The 19,769-nt window shown below is 47.0% G+C and carries 15 protein-coding genes; 1 reads left to right on the forward strand and 14 read right to left on the reverse strand.

Annotated elements, in window-relative coordinates; translation table 11 throughout:
• Window positions 1–41: 41 nt before the first annotated feature.
• The 10 genes from ACU1JV_RS23470 to ACU1JV_RS23515 all read right to left on the reverse strand — a co-directional run bounded on the left by ACU1JV_RS23470 (window position 42) and on the right by ACU1JV_RS23515 (window position 12,013).
• Window positions 42–2,693: a molecular chaperone gene (locus tag ACU1JV_RS23470; RefSeq protein ID WP_413986833.1), complete on the reverse strand. Its 2,652-nt coding sequence runs from the start codon at window positions 2,691–2,693 to the stop codon at window positions 42–44.
• A 31-nt stretch (window positions 2,694–2,724) separates the two neighbouring features.
• The gene (locus ACU1JV_RS23475; RefSeq protein WP_013372547.1) at window positions 2,725–3,414 is read right to left on the reverse strand and encodes a hypothetical protein; all 690 of its coding nucleotides are present in this window, start codon (window positions 3,412–3,414) and stop codon (window positions 2,725–2,727) included.
• Complete coding sequence (locus ACU1JV_RS23480; protein WP_013372548.1) at window positions 3,411–4,730, reverse strand: hypothetical protein; 1,320 nt, start codon at window positions 4,728–4,730, stop codon at window positions 3,411–3,413. The genes ACU1JV_RS23475 and ACU1JV_RS23480 overlap by 4 nt, the downstream gene beginning before the upstream one ends.
• A 47-nt stretch (window positions 4,731–4,777) precedes the next feature.
• Window positions 4,778–6,655, reverse strand: coding sequence for a PP2C family protein-serine/threonine phosphatase (locus ACU1JV_RS23485; RefSeq protein ID WP_413986834.1), 1,878 nt, complete (start codon window positions 6,653–6,655; stop codon window positions 4,778–4,780).
• A gap of 22 nt (window positions 6,656–6,677) precedes the next feature.
• Window positions 6,678–7,508, reverse strand: a complete 831-nt coding sequence (locus tag ACU1JV_RS23490) for a PP2C family protein-serine/threonine phosphatase (protein WP_413986835.1) — start codon at window positions 7,506–7,508, stop codon at window positions 6,678–6,680.
• A gap of 35 nt (window positions 7,509–7,543) precedes the next feature.
• Complete coding sequence (locus tag ACU1JV_RS23495) at window positions 7,544–8,071, reverse strand: FHA domain-containing protein (RefSeq protein WP_040103097.1); 528 nt, start codon at window positions 8,069–8,071, stop codon at window positions 7,544–7,546.
• Window positions 8,072–8,135: 64 nt separating this feature from the next.
• On the reverse strand, window positions 8,136–8,684 hold the full coding sequence (locus ACU1JV_RS23500) for an FHA domain-containing protein (RefSeq protein WP_040103096.1): 549 nt from the start codon (window positions 8,682–8,684) through the stop codon (window positions 8,136–8,138).
• Window positions 8,685–8,716: 32 nt separating this feature from the next.
• Window positions 8,717–9,169, reverse strand: a complete 453-nt coding sequence (locus ACU1JV_RS23505; RefSeq protein ID WP_040103095.1) for a J domain-containing protein — start codon at window positions 9,167–9,169, stop codon at window positions 8,717–8,719.
• Between the two features lie 130 nt (window positions 9,170–9,299).
• Entirely contained in the window at window positions 9,300–9,725 is a 426-nt protein-coding gene (locus ACU1JV_RS23510; protein ID WP_007431573.1) for a hypothetical protein, read from the reverse strand.
• Between the two features lie 119 nt (window positions 9,726–9,844).
• Window positions 9,845–12,013 carry a hypothetical protein gene (locus tag ACU1JV_RS23515; RefSeq protein ID WP_025365581.1) on the reverse strand — a complete coding sequence of 723 codons (2,169 nt, stop codon included), beginning with the start codon at window positions 12,011–12,013 and terminating at the stop codon, window positions 9,845–9,847.
• A gap of 637 nt (window positions 12,014–12,650) precedes the next feature.
• On the opposite strand from ACU1JV_RS23515, the gene ACU1JV_RS23520 reads away from it, so the two are divergent.
• The gene (locus tag ACU1JV_RS23520; RefSeq protein WP_446724685.1) at window positions 12,651–14,741 is read left to right on the forward strand and encodes a vWA domain-containing protein; all 2,091 of its coding nucleotides are present in this window, start codon (window positions 12,651–12,653) and stop codon (window positions 14,739–14,741) included.
• A 40-nt stretch (window positions 14,742–14,781) separates the two neighbouring features.
• Here ACU1JV_RS23520 and ACU1JV_RS23525 read toward each other — a convergent pair whose 3' ends face one another.
• From ACU1JV_RS23525 to ACU1JV_RS23540, 4 genes are all read right to left on the reverse strand, one after another.
• The gene (locus ACU1JV_RS23525) at window positions 14,782–15,693 is read right to left on the reverse strand and encodes a serine/threonine protein kinase (protein WP_013372556.1); all 912 of its coding nucleotides are present in this window, start codon (window positions 15,691–15,693) and stop codon (window positions 14,782–14,784) included.
• A gap of 176 nt (window positions 15,694–15,869) precedes the next feature.
• Window positions 15,870–17,123 (reverse strand): L-lactate MFS transporter, encoded by a 1,254-nt coding sequence (locus ACU1JV_RS23530; protein ID WP_165083113.1) that lies wholly within the window; start codon window positions 17,121–17,123, stop codon window positions 15,870–15,872.
• 189 nt (window positions 17,124–17,312) lie between these two features.
• Window positions 17,313–18,077: a LytR/AlgR family response regulator transcription factor gene (locus tag ACU1JV_RS23535; protein WP_013372559.1), complete on the reverse strand. Its 765-nt coding sequence runs from the start codon at window positions 18,075–18,077 to the stop codon at window positions 17,313–17,315.
• Complete coding sequence (locus tag ACU1JV_RS23540; RefSeq protein ID WP_185156539.1) at window positions 18,074–19,735, reverse strand: sensor histidine kinase; 1,662 nt, start codon at window positions 19,733–19,735, stop codon at window positions 18,074–18,076. Before ACU1JV_RS23540 ends, ACU1JV_RS23535 begins: the two co-directional genes overlap by 4 nt.
• Window positions 19,736–19,769: the final 34 nt, after the last annotated feature.

Below are 19,769 nucleotides of genomic sequence, written 5' to 3' on the forward strand. Positions count from 1 at the left end.
TGTGCTTTTCTGATTTCTGCATTTGAATAATTCTTAATTTATTATTTCGTGCCGTCAAAGAAATCCAGCTCGGAGAGATCATTTTCGAAGGCAAAAAAGCGCTTGGGACCCAGATACAGCAATTCATCACGGCGGGTAATCGGTACTACATAAAAGCCCCAACGACTATCCCCGACAAAAACAAAATATTTCGTTTCCTCATTGCGGATGGAGTCCGTATCATCCTGCGGGATATCCCGACCGTACAGCTCTGCGATTTCCTCATACGGCATGGGTTCAAAAGCATCTGGCCGACTGCGGTACACATGGCGCTGACGCAGCTTACCCCCGTTGGCCGTCAGGAAGAATTCCACTTCGACCGCTTGAGACGGCCGGGAAATCGAACCGCGTACCCGGCTGCTTTCCAAACTCGCAATCAGCTCCTTCTCACGCCCCGTATGCGTCCATGCGCTGACCGTATACGGAATAGCTGGAATATGATTGGTAATGACAGGCTCAATGGTCCCCATTTTTTTAGCGTTTAGGTAACGGATAGCCCCGCGCAGACAGGCCATTTTCAACTCAGGTACCCGGCTTAAATCTTCTGCCTTTTGTCGGAACTCAATACTGCGCCCTGGCACAAATTCCTTAAGCGCTTCGCGGAACACGTCTATCCGGCAGGACTGCCCGGTCAGTTTGATAATCGAATAATCCTGCAAGCGCCCCTCCAAATAAAAATCATCCAGAAACTTGCGCACAATATTGTAGATATCTGCCTTAAGTAGCTGCTGTACTTCACGAATATTAAACACCACATCAGGCAAACCATATTCATCACGGAACCGTCCGTTCTCAATCACCGAAACCAGCCAACGATCCATTACGGCAATGTTCAGGTCGCTTTCAGCAGATAATACCTGCTCGGATTCAAAGCGACTGCGCAAGATCCCCGTACGTAGGAAAAATTCCTTTTTCATATTTTCTGCCGCACTCCACAACAGATGAAAATTACTCAGTACCCGTTGATATTCATCCCGTGTAGCATGCTCATACCGTTTGAACGCGGTAGGCAAGATCGCCTCTGCGTCACGATAGCGTTCCTCCAGCCCTGCATATACAGCATCTACACCAAACTCATCCACATGACGGTACAAATCTCCCGAAGGAATGCCGATCAGAGCATCAATATCGGTGTCAGGCAAACGCGTCTCGGCAGCATAATAACCTGCAAATACAATTTTCATAAACTGCATAATCCGGTAAGTCAGATTGTTGCCGCCAAAGTTGGTATCCCCATTTTCATACGTTGTGTGAATATCCAGCTTGTAAGCAATTCGTCCATCTTCTATCCGAAAGCGGCAGGAAGACAGATCTGTCGTGCCCCCACCACAATCAATGACAAGTGCCTGATACTCCTCACCGTCTGCAAAAGTTCCTCGTTCCATCTGGTCTGCCAACGTGTTGTAGAGCACTGCCAGCCCTTCGTCCAGCGCATCCTCTGCTTCAATCCGGTAATCAGGCAAAATATCGCTAAACATCTCAATAAACTGGGGCTGCAGCTTGACAGGAGCAGAAAAGTGTAAATTGCGAAACCGACACTTAAATTGTTGCTCGGCTGTAGCAATCACATAACGGATAAAAGCCGCTAAAATATCGCTGCGGGAAGCGGTTGCTGTATTCCCCTCAGAATCCATTAATTCTTCGATTCGCTTATAGTCATTGACCCAACGTTTAATCCCCCGTAATACCGTGGCACGGCTGCCTGCCACATCACTTCCACGTAGTGCCTCCTCCCCAAATGCATAAACGATATGCTCAGGATTAGAGCAGTCCGCGACGCGAATGGCGGTCGGCAACACTTCGATCCAGTCGCCTTCCGTACCTTCTGGGCCAGGGAATGATACATAATTGATGGCATCCAGCCTTACCGTGCTGCTCATACCTGTATCAGGGGCCGTAACGTAGGAACTATCCAAATAAGCACCTGCTGTGGTGTTCGAGGTGCCAAAGTCAATCGCCAGTACCGCATCGGTTGTTTCCGTGCCCCGAATGATCAGCTCTGCCACCGGGATTCGGTGACCTTGAAGTTTCAGCGGTAGCATCGGCTTGTCTCCATAGTAGAGGTTATAAAAATATTCTGATTCCTGTCTTCGCAAAAACAGCAAGCTATAGCTATGATTGGATGTCTCTCGCAGTTCAGCATCGCGGTGACGAGAAAGATAATATACGCCTGTTCGTCCCTCGTCCTTCACCAAATTTAAAACACCACACAATTCTCCTGTCGCATTCACCAGCAGCACATTAGATGAGCTCAGCCAAGGCAAATCGGATTCGATCCGATAGTTGTCCATGCGACCTGTGCGCACACCCTGATACAGCGTGATTTTGGCGGGAACCCGGATACCACCGTTCTCCTGTCGGCGGTCATTCCAGTTGCGCTGTAATGCCGATTGCATACGTTCAAAGCCGCCAGGATTGGGTCTGGTGATGAGTAGATGCTCCTCCGCGCTTCGAAATCGCAAAATTACGCGAATTAATTCTTCACGTGCCAGACGATTCGCAAAGCCCTCGACCAGTCGCTCCTTATCACATATGCCACGCAACTGAAAGGTCGTCATTTGCTCCAATTCCGCCCGCGTGTATTTGGTCGTGAAACGAGCGTTTTTTCGATCGGTGAGCGGTTCTAGCAACCTGTATGTATAGGGTCCGTTCATCGTTCACATGTCCTTTCTTAGCCATTTAGCTTTAATAGAGGGCGATAGCGTCAATTTTCATTGTAGGTTCTTCCTCCAAAATGCCGAAATGACTGGTCCAATACAATTCCGTCGTAAACCGTGCTGGAAGAAATAAATCGAGAATCAAATCGACTTTGATTCGTGAGAGCATCGTCTCCTCCTGACCAATATATATGAGCAGTTCGTCTTTTTCCTCACAGTTGGTGTAAATGATCGAGCGATGAAAGACGCGACGCATCGTTTGTTTTAGCAGATGTACGGCTTCCCCCGTCTCATACAGGCGCAGCAGGCCTTCAGCAATTGCGTCCTGTTCCTCACGGTTTAATTGTCCAAAAGCTTCCTTTACCTTCGGGCCAAAAATGCCATCCGCAATATCACGCTGAACAAACCGGATATGATACTCTCGCCGATTCATTCCTTGATACAAATCGATCTCCGCCAGAAAATGCATCATAATATCAAATAGCGACTCTCTCAGCTCTAGATCCTCTGCTGCATCCGGTGGAAACAGATCCCGAAAAATAGAATAAAAGCGGTAGTACGGATTAATCTCCACTACCTGCTCCAAATGGGAAGTATTCAGCTCAGCCAAGCTAAGCTCCATATACGGAGAGTAGCTGACAGCGGGTACAAAACGGATTTTATCTACATCCAGCCCCTGTTTCCTTGCGCGCATGAGCAGATCCCAAACATAATTCACACCCATTCTCCTTCACACTTGTACTCTGGAAAATACATCTGCACTTCCGACACCAGAAAGCTCATTAAATCGGATAAAATGTAAGCAGGTGCAGTTGGCAAAACATCCTCGGAACCACGTCTGAACCCCAAACGCATGATCTGCTTGCCATCCTCTGTTCGTACATTATCGCTGACAAACGGATTTAACAGATACGTCTGAGTTTTGGTTACAAGGTTGCTTATATCATTTCTCCCTGCACCTCCCCAGATGTCCACACGCTCTAGCTCCAGCCCCTGTGCCGCTTCAAACGAATTGACGATGCGCGTGATCTCTGCTTTAGCCCGGACAATCACGGCCTGTTTCCCTGCATAGCGACCCAAAAAGCTGTCTTGCCGCCGATTGGACAATACCGGATAGGTCTGACGACTAAGCTTGGTTGTAGCTGGTTTCGTAACCTTCAACACATTCCATTCGCCAGATTTATCACGTGGTGTGACAATCGTCAGTTCCTCCTCTGTCCGCTTGATATAGCGGATATCGCTTTCAGTCCCGTCAATCAGGTAACCATGCTCTGGTCCTGTTTTACGCAAAGGCAGCACATGCTCATAGTTCACACGATCCATAGCTGGTATAGGAAAACCGCTGTTCTTTAGAGCCAGTCTTTCAATGTTCCATAGCGGAAAAACATCGGCTTTCTTAAAAATGTCGAATTCCTCCAACGAAATCGTGATTTCATGGATTTCTTCATGAGCGGCCGGCTCGCCGTCTCCACCAATCAATACACAGTCCACAAATTTATAAGCGTACGGGTGATTAATCGTTTTCCACGGCATACCATTTTGCATAAACGTATGATACAACTGCTCAATCTCCAAAATATAAGAACGGTTATGCTCCAAGCGAAAACGTATCGGATAGTTTCCGGTTTCCGTGACCAGCATTCCTGAGAAAATTCGCTTGCTGCGTACCAGTGCCGAGATTCGTTCGGTCTCCATTTCGAGAAAAAGCGTAAACAACGGCATCTCCCCGCCTTCGCCCACCACCTCTGCCACACGGCTGATGTCTACCTGTTTTTCTTCTGCATCGGAGGGCAACACAGGATATAAAAATTCATGAATCGGGTCATAGTCCTCACGCGATGTCAATGACACATACACATCAAACTTTTCTTCCGTATTCTCAATTTCCTCAAATACCCGCCGTTCTAGCTGGCGGGTCATTTCTTCCTGATATTCGACGAGGTTCATAAATACCCCGGCCATCATATTTTTCAGTAAACGTCTCTGCTCTAAATCGTCCATCTTGCTCAAACGATCCTGTACCAGCTCTTTCACGACGCCTCACTCCTTTCCGACTCCAGCATTCAATGAACATTAAAAACTTATTTCCCGTTCGCAGCAGCCTGATCTAAGCTCTCTGAATTAGACGCCCCGGCTGCTTTAGAAGCAGAATCAGCAGTTCCTTGCTCTTTGCTGGTGTCCGCCTTGGCCGAAGCGGCATTGCCATCCCCCGTACCACTGCTCTTTGCAGCCGGAGAGGCCTCATTCTTCGCGGGCGTAGTACCTGCTGAAGCCGTCGGCGCAACCTTCGTTTGCGATGCTGTGGCAGAGGTTGCCCCAGCAGAAGATGAAGCTTCACTCGCTGCGTCCCCGGTATCTGTGTCGTTCATCGCTCCGTCAGACAATCCCAATCCAGCAGGAAGCTGACCATTTTGCTGCTGCTCCGCGCTCTGCTTTTCCTCCGCCTTGGCTATGCTCCGCTCCAGCGCCAGAACACTTTCGAGCTTATCGATCTCCTGATAAATCTCTTGTGCCCCGCTATAAGCATCAATGGCTCCTTCATAATCGAGATCTTTCATCAGCCGATCCCCTTTGGCCTGAAGTTTGCCAGCTTGAATCTCCTTGAGCTGCTGCTGGATGGATGTCAATTTATCATTGGTCTCAGTAATTTTCTTCTCCAACTCTTTTTGCGCGGACGTATAACCGGATTCCATAGCAGCCTTATTGGCTTTCTTATACAGCTTAAGTGCATTGTTATAATCGCCACCCTGGAATTTTAAATCTCCGTCCTTCATCCAGCCCGCCGTCTCAGCATAGCTGTCCAGTTGGTCGATTTTTTTTTCAATATCCTTCACATTAAATGGCGGATATAGCCCGGCGCTTTTCCGTGCTTTATCGTAGCTGGCTTCAGCTTTGATAAAATCGGCCTTTTCCACATAACTGTCTCCGTCGACCATCAATTGAGATACTTTCTGCTCTGCCGTGTACAACCGCTTGTGAATTTTATCATTAATCTTAACTGCCGCGTTTTTCGCTTCACTGTAGGATTTGAGCGCTTTTGCATAATCGCCAGCTCTTGCATAATCATCCGCGGCCTGAGCCGATTCGATCATCGTTTCCAGCGCAGCCGCTTTGTTCGCAGCCATACGCGCCAGCGTAATCCACGCTCCCCCGCCCACGATTACAAAGGCGAGCAACGCAATCAAGATCCGTTTGATCAGCTTACGACGGTTTTTAGGTTTTTCCTGAAAAACTTTGTTTACATAAATGGCGGCAGCCGTGTAATTATTAACCGTCCGGCGCTGTTTGCTCAGCAGAACCTCTTCCAACGTATCCGTCAGCATACCCGGGTCCTTCGCTTCCTCCAGCGCACCCAGCATTTCCGCCAGTTCAACATCCTCCCACATCCCAGATGTAGCGAGCAGCATGACATCTCCATCTGCAAGCTGTGTCTTTTTGGCGAAATGGGCATGAACCCCATTCGGATTCCCGAGGTATTCCAGCAGATTGCCCCGTTCCTCGTGTGTACTGGTCGCTTCGTCTGGAATACGTCCATCATCCGCCAATGACTGAGCCAGGCTGTGATCCTTACTGCGAAAATTAAGCCTTCCATTGCGAAAATGATATAGTCGCACATTACCGCACGAAACGTACACCATTTTGTTATAGTTGGTCACTACCATCAGTAGACTGGCCTTGAGCCGGACACGACGGCTTTCAAATTGCAGCCATTCCTGCGCTTCACGCAGATCTCTCATCAAGCGCCGCTTGGACATGGAAGGTTTCTCCATGAAGTTTTCCAGCACCGTTTTGACAACCATTTCTGCGCTGCGCAGCTCCTGATCTGAATCCAGACCATCTGCGAGAACATAACAGGCCATGTCGTCCGTCTCCATGAATGCAAAATAGTCCCGGTTGTCTATGTAAGAGCCCGCTTCCGACACAAAGGCGGTACTAAAATCGCTGTTGTCCTTGCGCATCGCTACCCCCGTCTTTCTTGTTTCATCCTATCGCCAAAATAAGCACTGTCGCATTATCCTGACTTTTAAACCCTTTATCGTTGATGGTGTCGATCATGGCATCCGCCATTTCCTGCGGAGTTCCGCCCTTGCGCATGATCTCTTCCTGCTCAATCTCCGTCAGCGCCTCCTGAATGCCATCACTGCATAGCAGCACATAATCACCCGAATACAGTCGAATCGGTGCACCCCCCAGTTCCATGCTCTCAAAGCCTTCATAGCCCAAGTAGTTGACCAGTTGATTGCGTACAGGACTCGTTTTAGCTTCCTCCGAGGTCATTTGTCCAGCAAGCACTCGTTCCTCCAGCAGTGTTTCCGCAGTATGCTTGGAATTGACTGTCTGAAAGTGACCATTGCGGTAAATTGTAATCAAGCTGTCGCCCACCGCTCCGTAATACAGCTGATAGCCACACACAATGACCGCCGCGAGCGTCGTTCCCCCGCCCTGCCCATTCAAATTTTGTAAAATACCGCGATTGCTTTGGGTTGCGGCCTCTGCAAAATATCCGTTCAAATTCGTTACATCTTCTAACTTGGCAAATGCCTTCGTAAAAGTCGTCACAGCCAAGGTACTGGACATGCGTCCATTGGCCAGCCCACTGATCCCGTCTGCAACAACCGCCAGCGTACCGACAGGGGTGGTCATACTGGAGAAATAATCATCCTGCTCACTCCGGCTCCCGATCGTTTGACCATTTCCAATCTCAATTCCACTCACGGTACGGCTGCCGGTACTTCGCGTCAGTCGTATACGGATGATGAGAAGAACAGCGAATAGCACCGCAGCTCCACATACAACAAAATAAGGCTGCATATCGTTACCTCCCTGCACCATTGCCCACTTCCGTTCTAATTTTCGTTATCCCACTCGAAATGAGCGCCGCACAGCGGAATAAAGATAAATTTGCTGCGCCCGAGCTGAATCACGTCATAAGCAGCCAGCTCCACTGGTGAATATACCGCCTCGTTATTGTGATACGCCAAGCCTGACGAATCGCCTGGCAGCAAGTAAAAGTTGCGTTTCTTCGGATCATACACAATGACCGCATGATTTCTGCGGGAAATCGTGTTGTCTCCGATTATACGGACATGCATTTCCTCTGCGCGCCCGATAAAGTTTTTCTCCGCCATAATGCGATAGTCCTGACCCACCTGTGCTCCTTCGATACATACCAGCCATCCGGTTACTGGGTGAATCCCCACGGTTTCGCCTAAATACGGCATGGTTTTGTCATCGTCTCCTGCAACGTTTGTTTTCGCTGCTGGTTCGGCGTTCTTAGGTGCGGCTATATTTACTACTGTATTACAATAAGGACACGTATTTCCGTGCTTTCGTGTACTGAACATGTGTCCGTTCGGGCATCTTGTCAAACTCATAGTCGGTTCCTTCCCCCAATGTCTTGATTGTCTTTACAGCAATCTAAGGATTGTGCAACTTCTTCTATTTAACGAGCAGCCTGGTATTGGCAATATATAATAAATCACCTGAGTAAATTCGGTAAGGCTCGCCACTTTCCAGCTTCTTGGTTACACTTTCGTTCGCAGACCGTAGCCCGGTCCCATTGCCGGAATCCACATCCTCCACAAACCAGTCACTGTTTACCCGGTTGAGTACCGCATGCTCTACACTTACCAAGGAAGCATAATCTGTACCTGCCAAATCAATATCCGCCTCAGAGCGTGACGTTGTTTTGCCGATTAACAATGATGTTTCGCCTTCGATATACCATTCTTTAATGGATTCACCTTCTTCATCAATTAACACCAGCTTGGCAATCCGTTTACGCTCTGCCTTTGGCCTTGGCACAGGGACCACGGAAACCAGATTGCGCAGTATGTATACAAGCACGCTAATCCCAATACCTATCGCGACCACAGTCTTCAAACCGCTGTAGCCTGTACGGTTAAACACATAAAAGGCGATCGCCAGCATCAGCCCGAACATGGCAACATCTATGATGAAAACCCATCTGCTCTGCGCCGTTTTCACTGCTTGCTTCCCCCGTTTCTATCCTGAAATCATCACTTTTTACGAATACCAAAAAATTGGTTGAACATGGCTGAGGTATCCGTCGGATCACCGGATTTTTTCGTTTTTTTCCCTGGTGAGCCTTCCTTCGTTTTCGGATGAAAGCCGAAAAATTGCTCAAAATCAGTGCCTATGTCAGCCGGATTGAATCCTTTGGCTGCCCTACGTGTACCCCCTGAAGGTGCTGCTGCCCCTCTTGCTTTTTCTTGCTGTTCTCCGCTAGTTCCCGTTGCTTTTCGGATGAGCTCAGCATCGTATGCCTGCCGCAATGCTTCGTCACGCAAGGTATTGTAAGCCTCGTGAATCAGCTTGAACTTGCGCGTTGCTTCCTCGCTTCCCTGGTTGGTATCAGGATGATACTTTTTGGCCAGTTTACGGTAAGCTTGCTTAATCTCTGCCTCCGAAGCATCCCGGCCGACACCGAGCAGCTCATAGTAGTTGGTCATTGTCTGGTGTTCCCCTCTCCGAAAAAAATAAATATTAAGAGACCCGTAGGCCTCTTAATATTTATCCACCCTTCACGTATGCGCCGGGTGAGTGTGTGTTTAAGCTGCGCTTAACGTTAAGACGTTAAGCTTAAACTGGATATCCGCCGTCGATGGTAGCCAGCTCGGTTTTGTCTTTCTTTTGTTTGATGTAGAGTGTAAATGCACCTACACCTTCTGTGTCGCCGAAGTGCTCGTTGTAGTCTACAACGAAAGCATTCGGGAAGTAGATTTTACGCACAACTTGATCAGCTGCAATAACTTCCAGTGTTACTTTACGGTAGCTGTCTGCTTTTTCAGCAGGAACCAGAGACCACAAAGCCAGTTTCAACGTGTCATCCGCGCTGTCACCGTCTACTGCTGTGATGATTTTACCGCTGATGCGCAGCGTGGAGCCTACGTCAGTGGAGCGTGCATTGGAATCGTCCGGTGTATCGGTGTCATAAATAACCGTTTGGATGTTATCCAAGCCCAGCTCAATTGTTTCTTGTCCTTCTACTTTCAATCTGAATCCCATGTGTGTTGCCTCCTTGATATTAGGTAAAATGATGGCGGAAGAAGCAGTGCTTCTCCGCGATTTATGTATAAAGGCGGTTCTGGATAGAAACGCCTCTAACATCTTTCGTAGTGCTCGGATCATGATTTGACCGAGCTGGTTCCCTTAGTGATCATGACTTCCAGGTTCTTCACATTACCATTGAAGACCAGATCGATATGGCACATATTGCTTTTCTCATCAATAATGAAACTCATATCGTCTCCGTCCTGAATGATCGAGTTCACAGATCCTCTGCTGCTCAGCCACTTGCTCTTCTGACTGCTCGGATTGTTACTAAAGAAGCGGACGATATTTTCGTGCTTGAAGTCTCCTGTTTGGTAGCGCAAAATACGTTCAATGTACGTGCTGACCAGCGTTTTGTAGATGGAGTCAAAGCCGTCCTCGGACATCGCCATGCTTCTTGCCTTGTAGACAGTAATCCGGCGGATATCCTTATCCTGAATCTGAGCATTCTCGGACGAGAATACAAAGCCAAAGTTTTTACGGTTGATGGCATCCTTGATCGTGTTGGTGAACCCAGTGATTTCCTTGGCCATCGTCGTCACCGTGCGCAGACTGTTGTCCCCAGCTTCAATGTCGAAGCGTACACCAGGGAAGTTTTTATTGACCGTTTTGAACGTCTCACGCAGGTATTCAGGACATTGATAAGAAGCGACCAAGCCAGCAGCCACATAGGCAGCGCCTACATATACGCCCTCGATCCACAGCTTGAGAATATCTTCTTTTTCCTTGGAAAGTTGCACACCGTCTTCGGTCTGTAGCATTTTGCTATCAATAATGACACCCGATTTATCCTTCGGAATAATGGTAAAGTTCGGTACACAAGGAATTGCAAATTCGCTATATTCTCTGCGCACAAGACTGGCGCATTTATCGACATACTTGTCGATGCCTGCTGTCGCCATACTGTTGAAGGTCGTCTCTTCACCGGATTCAAAGTTAAAGAACATTTGAATTTTGTAATCCTTCACGACTTGCAGCAGCATCGAGAGCGATTCCATTGAATTTCCGCCCTGTTTTACGACCTTCTCGTTGCCCTTAAAGCGTTCACGAGACACCTTCACCTTACCGGCTGCTTCCAGCTCAATAGATGGAACGATCCCGAACCAGATGGTGTCGCTGAATTCATTTTTGGCATTTACGGTATTCAGGTACGTTTCCAGACGTGGAATATTGCTGCTTTTCACCAGCATGTCCAGCTTGTTATTCGCCACCAGCATTGTCGGCAGCATTCCTTTGCTCTTCGTCGCATATTGGTCGAAGAACATTTTGACACCGAGGATTTTTTCTACCAGCGGCTTAACCGCCTTTACGAAATCATCCTTGGCATTTTTATAGAACTCCAGATACGTATTGTAGTTCTGAACTTCAACCGCTGTGTCAACCTTGGTCTGAACAGCTGGAAGTGGCACAAACGTGCGAACCACCAAGTCCTTCACATAGTCAGAAGGCGTATCTGTGATAGAGTTATAATCTTCTTCGAATACTTGGGAGAGATCACCAGTGCTGTTCTCATCCAACAGCATCAGCTCAGTACTTTCGCTCTTCGGCGCTTCAATAATTTTCAGTTCGCCGCTTTCCCCAATGGAGAGCATACCCACCTGGATCAACTCACCGGCGTTTTCCTCTTGGGCGCCACCGAGTAGAAGACGGGTTTTGATGTCCTCAATTGCCAGCGGCAGCATAGCCATAACGTTGTTATAGTTCTGGCTCGCTTCCTCGAACATGGCATTCAGCTTGTCACCCATGTCGAGTTTCTTCGGATCGCCATCATCCAGCTTGTCGTATTCACCGTACATATAGTGAATTTCTTTGCGGACTTGACGAATATCGTCCATAACCTTTTTCGGTGAAATCATATCCAGCAGATTTTCAAATTTGAAATCTACATTGGTGATTCCTTGACTGCGCTTAGTATCAATGAGCGTAAACAACATTTTCAGAAAATCATTACTTTGATTGATACGAATTTCAGAAATGCTATCCTCATCAATTCCCTCAGGCTTTTTAAGGGTGTAGACGACCTTTTGATTGGCCGCGTTAAAAAATGAATATACGGTCGGTGAAAACTTATCCAAAAATTCGTCAAAGCTACGCACCAGAAGGTGCTGATTAATTTCCTTGATCTTCTCATCGCTCAAGCTGTCGATACCCTTCACATCACCTACAATGGTGATCAGATCCAGCTTTTCCGGGTTAATCTCTTCAAAAAGCATTGTCCGGTTGGTTTGATAAATGATTTCCATCGTTGTCGGCAAATGAATAAAGTATGAGTTATAGGTCCATTGCTCCATATACGGACACGGGATGTCCAATTGAAACGGACGAATATTCATTTTTAGTTCATTTGCCTCCTCCCCCCTACTTAACATTTAAATTCGTCAAAGGATTGAGCATATACCACATTTACGGTACAGGCATATAACCTCGAAAATCGGTCCGAAGCGCTATTCGGCTTTTAACGGCAAGGCATTCAAATGAGAGAAAATTCAAAATCAAAAGTCATATAACACAGAAATTTCAAATTTATGATTTCGTATTCCTAACTTCAATCCCAATTTTTGCCGTTGATACGAAAGCTATCATACAAAGCACCCTTCAGTTTTGTCAATTTCTGTAGTCTCAGATTGAAACAGGGTATTTTGACTCATTTTATGCGTAAGTATGTAATTTTTATGATATGTTAGACCTGTTTCTTCAGGGAAATATTCACAAATGGAATCCAATGACCGATAGAAGTTCATTGGATATTTCTGAGAAGCGTAAAAGTATCAAATTCATGGCTAATGTGAGGTTTTTCAGCTGTTTTGATCCTTTATCCCTTATATCCCAAGGATTAGGAGAGTTGGTACGCCCACATTGGTCTCGCCGATGGAGGAGCTTATGTTCAGAATAAGGAAACTAGGAATTATCACTTTCATGACTTTTGTACTATTTTTTCAAACGGGCTTAAACGGGGTCATTTGCACTGTAAATCAGGCTAATGCAGCATCTTTGGGGACTGCTTCGATCGAGGGTTACGATGCTGTTTTTGTACTGGATACCAGCTATTCCATGAGAGACACGGATCCCGAGGGTATTGCCGCCGAAGTCATCAGTATGTTTATGGACTTGAGTGATGCAGACCGTACACGTGTGGGTTTCGTCGCCTACAACCATCACGTTGTCGCCTCAAAACCACTGACTTCGATTGGCGTGGCAGCGCAAAAATCGCAAATCCAGCAGGAAATCAGAATGTTGAACCGTTCTGGCTATACAGATTTGGGACTTGGACTGCGTAAAGGCTCAGAACTGCTAGCCGCAGGAGCATCCCAAGGGCGTCAGCCTTTTATGATTTTATTGTCAGATGGAGAGACTGATTTTGGTGCCTCTTCTGGCTCTCGGTCCAAGGGTGACTCGAACAACGATGTATCCTCTGTCATCAAATCTGCACAGACCAAGGGATACCCGGTGTATACGATTGGTCTGAATCATGATGGCACGGTAAACCGGCAAGAACTCGAACGGATCGCTTCTCAAACGGGAGGAGCTTCTTTTATTACCAGTAGTGCTGAGGATCTGCCCGAAATTCTGAACCGTATTTTTGCCAGTCAAATTCGTTCCAAGCTCGTTCCAGTTGCTGCAATTACAACCACTGGCGAGATGCAAGAATTAACTGTGACCCTACCGGACTCTAGTATGGAGGAAGCCAATCTGGTGCTTTTGTCGGAGCATCCCCTGCTGGAAACCCAGCTATACTCCAATTCAGAAAATGTCCGCAGATACAAGTCAAGCCGATATGCGATCTTGAAAATTGAGCATCCCCAAGCAGGTAAAGTGAAGTTGAAATTACGAGGCATACGCGGAGATTTGGTTAAAATCAATCTACTTGGCAGCTATCGACTGGAAGCTGAAGCTACTATAGGGGGAACGCAAACAACAGCAACTCATGGCGACAAGCCTATGCAATTGCTGAAGGGTCAAGCGACACCGTTTCAAGCTCAGCTCGTGTTACCGGATGGCCAAAAGCTTACAGATGAAGCTGTATACACATCTCTCCAAGCCCATATTATAGTTACCCCTGTAAAGGGCGGTACAGCTAAAAAGGTGCCTATGACCTATAAGTCAGGAGCCTTTTATACCGAATATGCGTTCCCCCAAACGGGTGATTATACATGGCAGCTATATCTGGATAGTCCGCAGTGGTACCGTAAGGGAACTGTACATAAGGTTCACGCCACCAATGCAGCACCACAAGCTTTAAAAGACCTGACGATTCGCCTGGTTAAAGAAGACGGTGATTCCCGTCGAAGTTTATCAGACTTTATTGTTGATCCCAATCATGACAAGCTGAACTATAAGCTGGATTCAGGAGCTTCTGACGATACGATTAATGCCGAGATTAACGGTAATGATCTGCTGCTATCCGAGCTTCACACAGGTGACACGAAGCTAAAGATTACCGCTACCGACCCAGAAGGTGCATCCAGCAGCGCTACACTGACCGTTTCAGTCCAATCCCGGTATACAGCCATTAAATGGACGGTAGCCATCAGTATTGTGATAGCTGCTCTTCTGTATTGGTTCTTGCGACCGAAGCCTCAGTTTGCTGGAAGAATCGAAGGATATTTTCTCGCTACAGCGAGTGGGCAGGAGATTCCGGTAAAATCTTGGCCGCTTACCTCCTTTCCGGGCCATAAGGTCAGCTTGCAGGAGTTATTCCGTACGCTTGACGTTCACGAACCGTTACCAGAAGCGGAACGAATCCTATTTTCCGCAGGTAAAAAAGGGACTCTGATCGTGAAACATGATACACGCTGCGCCCTGCAGCATGGAAAAGTCAGATTGACCCGCAACAAAAAAGCGGTCATGGCGTATGGTGACAAACTGTATATCACATTTGAGGATGGTGTCACTGAAATTGAGCTGCGCTATAAAGCGATTAAGCCGAATACTTCAGTCTACACCGACCATATCCAAGCTCCGACAGGATAACATCGTCGGAATAAAAAAAGAGAAGCGCCGTCTCTTACGGTTAACGAACCGTAAGAGTAGGGCGCTTCCCTTTTTTTATCCAATATTCCGCACGTAGGGCGGCTTTAAACCATCGAAGTGAGCGGCAACGCTTGGTAGCCTGTACTTCCAGACCGCGCCTAATAACATACGGCAGTAGTGAAATCCCTGCATTTTCGATCCGAATCCGTTCGGTCCGATCTGCAAATAATCTGCCTGGCACATCCGGTGGAGGTGATCCTTTTTGGCAATAATACAGCGTGGCGGCCAAGCTATAAATATCCGACACAGGCCCCTGCCGCGAACGGTTAGAGTAAAATTCCAGCGGAGAATAGCCTGCCGTGGTGAAGATCGGATGCTCCTTGCCTTCAAAATGCACAGCAGAGCCAAAATCAATCAGCTTGATGTTGCCATGTTCCCCAATCATAATATTGCCTGGCTTAATGTCCCGATGAATAATTCCTTTGTTGTGAATATACTCCAAGGCATCAATTAAAGGCAGCAACGTTTGGTACAGAAAAGCAGGATCAGACGTTGGCACAGCCTCTTCTTGCATCATTCGATCCAGCGTTTTGCCTGCACAGTATTCCATGACCAGATAAGCAGTTCCATTTTCCTCAAAATGATCTATATAACCGACAATTCCCGGATGACTTAACTCCTTTAACATTTGCCCTTCACGCAAAAAATAATGCATAAATTCCACGTATTTGTATTGCATCGTAGCGCTACAAGTGACCGTTTTTCGATCTGTCCCCCGTAAAGCCAGTGCATTCGGAAAAAATTCCTTCACAATGACCTTTTCTCGGTTATCCAACAGCCTTGCCGTATACACGATGGCCAGCTCACTGCGGGACAAGGCGCTTCGAATTTGATATGTATTTCGCAGCTTCGTATTGCGGGCAAGCAGATTCCCGCTTGTATCCACGATCATGACTCGTCCTCCTGTCAGGTTCTTAGCTTATGTCTTTTGTATATATCGGCTTATTACACATCTTTTTATTATAGCGTAAAATAGGTTATTGGAAAAACAAATAACCTGCCATAATCTCCCTTAGAGAATGATGACAGGTCTTTTGGCATTCATCTGGTCCTATTTTCTCAAATCGTTTAACCTAATTTTGTACCTGGCTTCATGCTGCGTACACCGTTGGCATTTTTCTTCCGTTCACTGCGCAGTTTGCCTTTACCTTGTTCTGGGGTGCGAATGGTGAGGGCAATCAGGAACGATACGACGCATAGCACAGCAATTGTGGTAAATGTTGGGATAAATCCGCCGAGCAAGGCAGCGATAAATGACCCCGCCAGCGCACCAAGGCCAAAGCCCTGATACACAATACCATAGTTTTTGCTTTGGTTCTTCAGACCAAAGAAATCAGCTACGATGGCAGGAAAGACTGTAATATTGCCGCCGAAGCAAAAAGCAATCCCTGCTACACAGGCAAAGAACAAACCAAAATTCAGGGGTATCACACTCAGTACTGTAACTGCAATTGCTGTTGTTAAAAGTGCACCTGCTACCACTTTCAGACGACCCACCTTATCGGATAGCGCACCTAATATAATCCGACCCGCCGTGTTAAAAATAGCGACCATAGCGACCGCATTAGCGGCTGTTGCTACATCCAAACCAGCCATCCGTACGCCGATATCTTTGACCACTCCGATCAAGTAGAGACCACTCATACAAGCGGTAAAGAACATGACGAACAGTAGGTATGCCTGCTTGGTGCGCAGCATTTCTTTAACGGTGTAGTCCCGCTGTACAGCCCCATTTTGTACCGAAGGCTTATTCATGACTACTGCTTCTTTCACCAGGAAAGAACCCCCGACGATCATGATCAGCACGATCATTCCCCAATACAGAAACGCTTGCGATACGCCAACAGACTGAATCAGCGAACCATTAATATACTTGAATATCAGACTGCCTGTTCCGTAGGCCCCAACTGAAATACCGGAAATAAGTCCTTTTTTCTCAGGAAACCATTTAATCAGATTCGACAGTGATGTAATATATGCCGTTCCATCCGCAAAACCTACGATAATACCCGCCAAAATGTACAGTAAGGATAACGAAGTTACCTGTGAACTGAGCATGAGCCCTGCCCCTAACACGACACCTGCACACAAAATCAGACGACGTAGTCCCCATTTATCCTGTAGCTTGCCTGCAAATAACGTAGCAAACGCCAGTGCAAAACTGGTAATTGAAAATGTAATAGCGACCGAACTGAGGTTCCAGCCAAAGCGGTCCACCAATGGTTGATTAAATAAACTCCATGTGTAAATGGTACCTAAGCCCATCTGGACAATAATCGTTCCAAGTACGACCAGCAGGCGATTTCCGCTGTTTGATTTCATATTGATCTCCTCTTTTCATTCCGGCTCTACAGCATCCATTTGTTATGATGATAACCGTGAATCCAGTACGCTTTGCGTCTGTGAAAGAGCAAGTCTGTAAGGATCCTGTCTACACGGTTATTATAACCCTGCATGTCAGCCAGAAATCGTTTGAGGAATGAAATGCACATATAGCGGAATGAAATGCCTTTAAAGTCGCATAATTTGCCGGAATTCCTTGGCCTTACTGCGACTCACCGGAATTTCTGCTTCTAGTCCACGCAAGCGCAGGAGATACGTATGATTGAACCAAGGTACAATTTCACGGATTTGCGACAGATTAACCGTATACGATCGGTGACAGCGAAAGAAGTCCTGCTGCGGCAGGCGGGCATGAAATTCCGAAATGCTCATCGGCATCGTATATTCTTCGTGCCTTGTAAAGACACGAGTTACCTTTTCCTGCGCACACGCATAGTAAATATCGTTTGCATCCGTTACGATAATTTTGTCATTTTTCAGCAGATTAATACGCCCCGGAGCAGCAACGGTACTGGTTTCAGCAGCTCGGGGTTGCCCAGCCTGGACAGGTTCCTGTATCTGAGCGTTTCGCTGCTCATAAGCATTTTCGAGCTTATGCAGCATGGATGCGATCCGTTTTTCATCATATGGCTTGAGAATGTAGTCGAACGCCTCTAGTTCAAAAGCCTGCGCCGCATGTTCTTTATAGGCGGTCGTAAAAATAATATAGGGCTTTTTAGCAAATTTGCTAATGTTCTGTGCCAATAGCATCCCGTCCAATGAAGGAATGTTAATGTCCAGAAAGATCGCATCCGTCTCCTGATCTTGCAGAAACCGGAACACATCCAGCCCATCCTCGAAACTATCGGTCACCTCAATGCTGCTATGAGTCTGAATAAGATACTCCAGCTCTTCACGCGCTGGAAGTTCGTCTTCTACAATTATGGCCTTCATGACTTCTCCTTTGGTATGTCAAAATATACTTCGGTGCCCGGATCATGTTTAAGAGTAATAACTCCTTCACCGTACATAAGCTTGAGTCTTCTGTGCACATTGTACAAGCCGATCTGTTTAGCCGGAACTTGATCATGATATAGGTTATCCACTACATCGTCCCGTATACCCACCCCGGTATCAGCTACAGAAATACGCACCTTTTCGCCACGGTCTTTTACAGAAATGGTTACTGTACCTGGTCCCTTTTTCTTGAGGATTCCATGATTAATCGCATTCTCAACTAGGGGCTGGATAATTAGGCTCGGAATACGCACGGACACCTCATCCATTACATACTCCACCTGAAGCCGATTGCCGAAGCGAGCTTTTTCAATTTCTACGTAATCCGACACCTGCTGAAGCTCCTTGTGAATTTCGATCAAATCATCATTCAGCTCCAAATTATAACGCAGATAGCCTGACAAATTGATGATCAGCTCTCGCGCCTTATCCGGTTTGGTGCGCGTCGTCGAGGCAATGGCATTCAACGCGTTGAACAGAAAATGAGGGTTGATCTTCGTCTGGAGTGCCTTTAACTCGGCCTTATTCGCCGCTTCCTTAATTTGCTCCACACGCGACACTTCCATTAACGTGGAAATGATCTGAGACAAGCCAATCGCCATCGTCTGCAACGGATACGTGATTTTATAAGCTTTTCGGTAGTAAATCTTTAGGGTTCCGGTTACTTCTCCCCGCTCCTCTAACGGGATAATGAGCAGAGACTGGATTTGGGGCGTTTTGTCGTCAGCGATATGGTTGCGGATCGTGATTTTACCGCTACGGATCGTCGATTTAGTCACATCGCTAATGATTTCATCCCCGATATGATAGCGTTCTTCGCCAAAACCGACGTAAGCCAGCACATCTCGGGTATCCGTAATCGCCACCGCATCTGCCTTGATGTCTTCTTTTATAATTGAGCAAATCGTATGCAAGGATTCCGCATTAATGGAACGAAAATAAGGCAACGTTTTGTTGGCAATATCCAATGCCAGCTTGGCCTGTCTGGCCGCGATATTCTCCTTTTCCCCCTCCACACTCTGGATTAATAGAACGATTAAACCGATACTGACTTCCCCGATAATCATCGGTAGACCGATCTTGGAAACGATGTCCACACCAAGACCATGAGGTTGGGCCATCACCAGAATGAGCAGCATCGTCAACGCTTCACAGACCATACCTGCGGCGATACCGACCAGCCATCTCTTGGAACGATTGACCCGGCGACCGATATATCCTGACACCACACCTGCCAGAATACTTGTAATCAGACACGGAATCGAGGTGATTCCCCCGATATCAATCAGATAACGATGAATCCCAGATACAATACCTGTAATGATCCCAACCCAAGGTCCAAATAAAATTCCGCCCGCCATAATTGCGATAATCCGAACGTTAACCAGCGAGCCTTCAACTTCAATCCCGGTGTAGGTACCAAACAGTGCAAACATACAGAAAATCAATGTTAGTAACGTCAGCTCTGCCGGAGAATGACTGTTCTTCTGCAAGGTTTCCTTAAACCGGGGGATACGTGTAATAAAAAACAAACAAATCAGCAACAATGCCGCGCGCTCAAATAGCTGCATCAGCATTTCCAACAAGGCGTTCACATGCGTTCCTCCCAAATAAAAACGGATATGCCTA

This window comes from Paenibacillus sp. T2-29 (assembly GCF_052921365.1).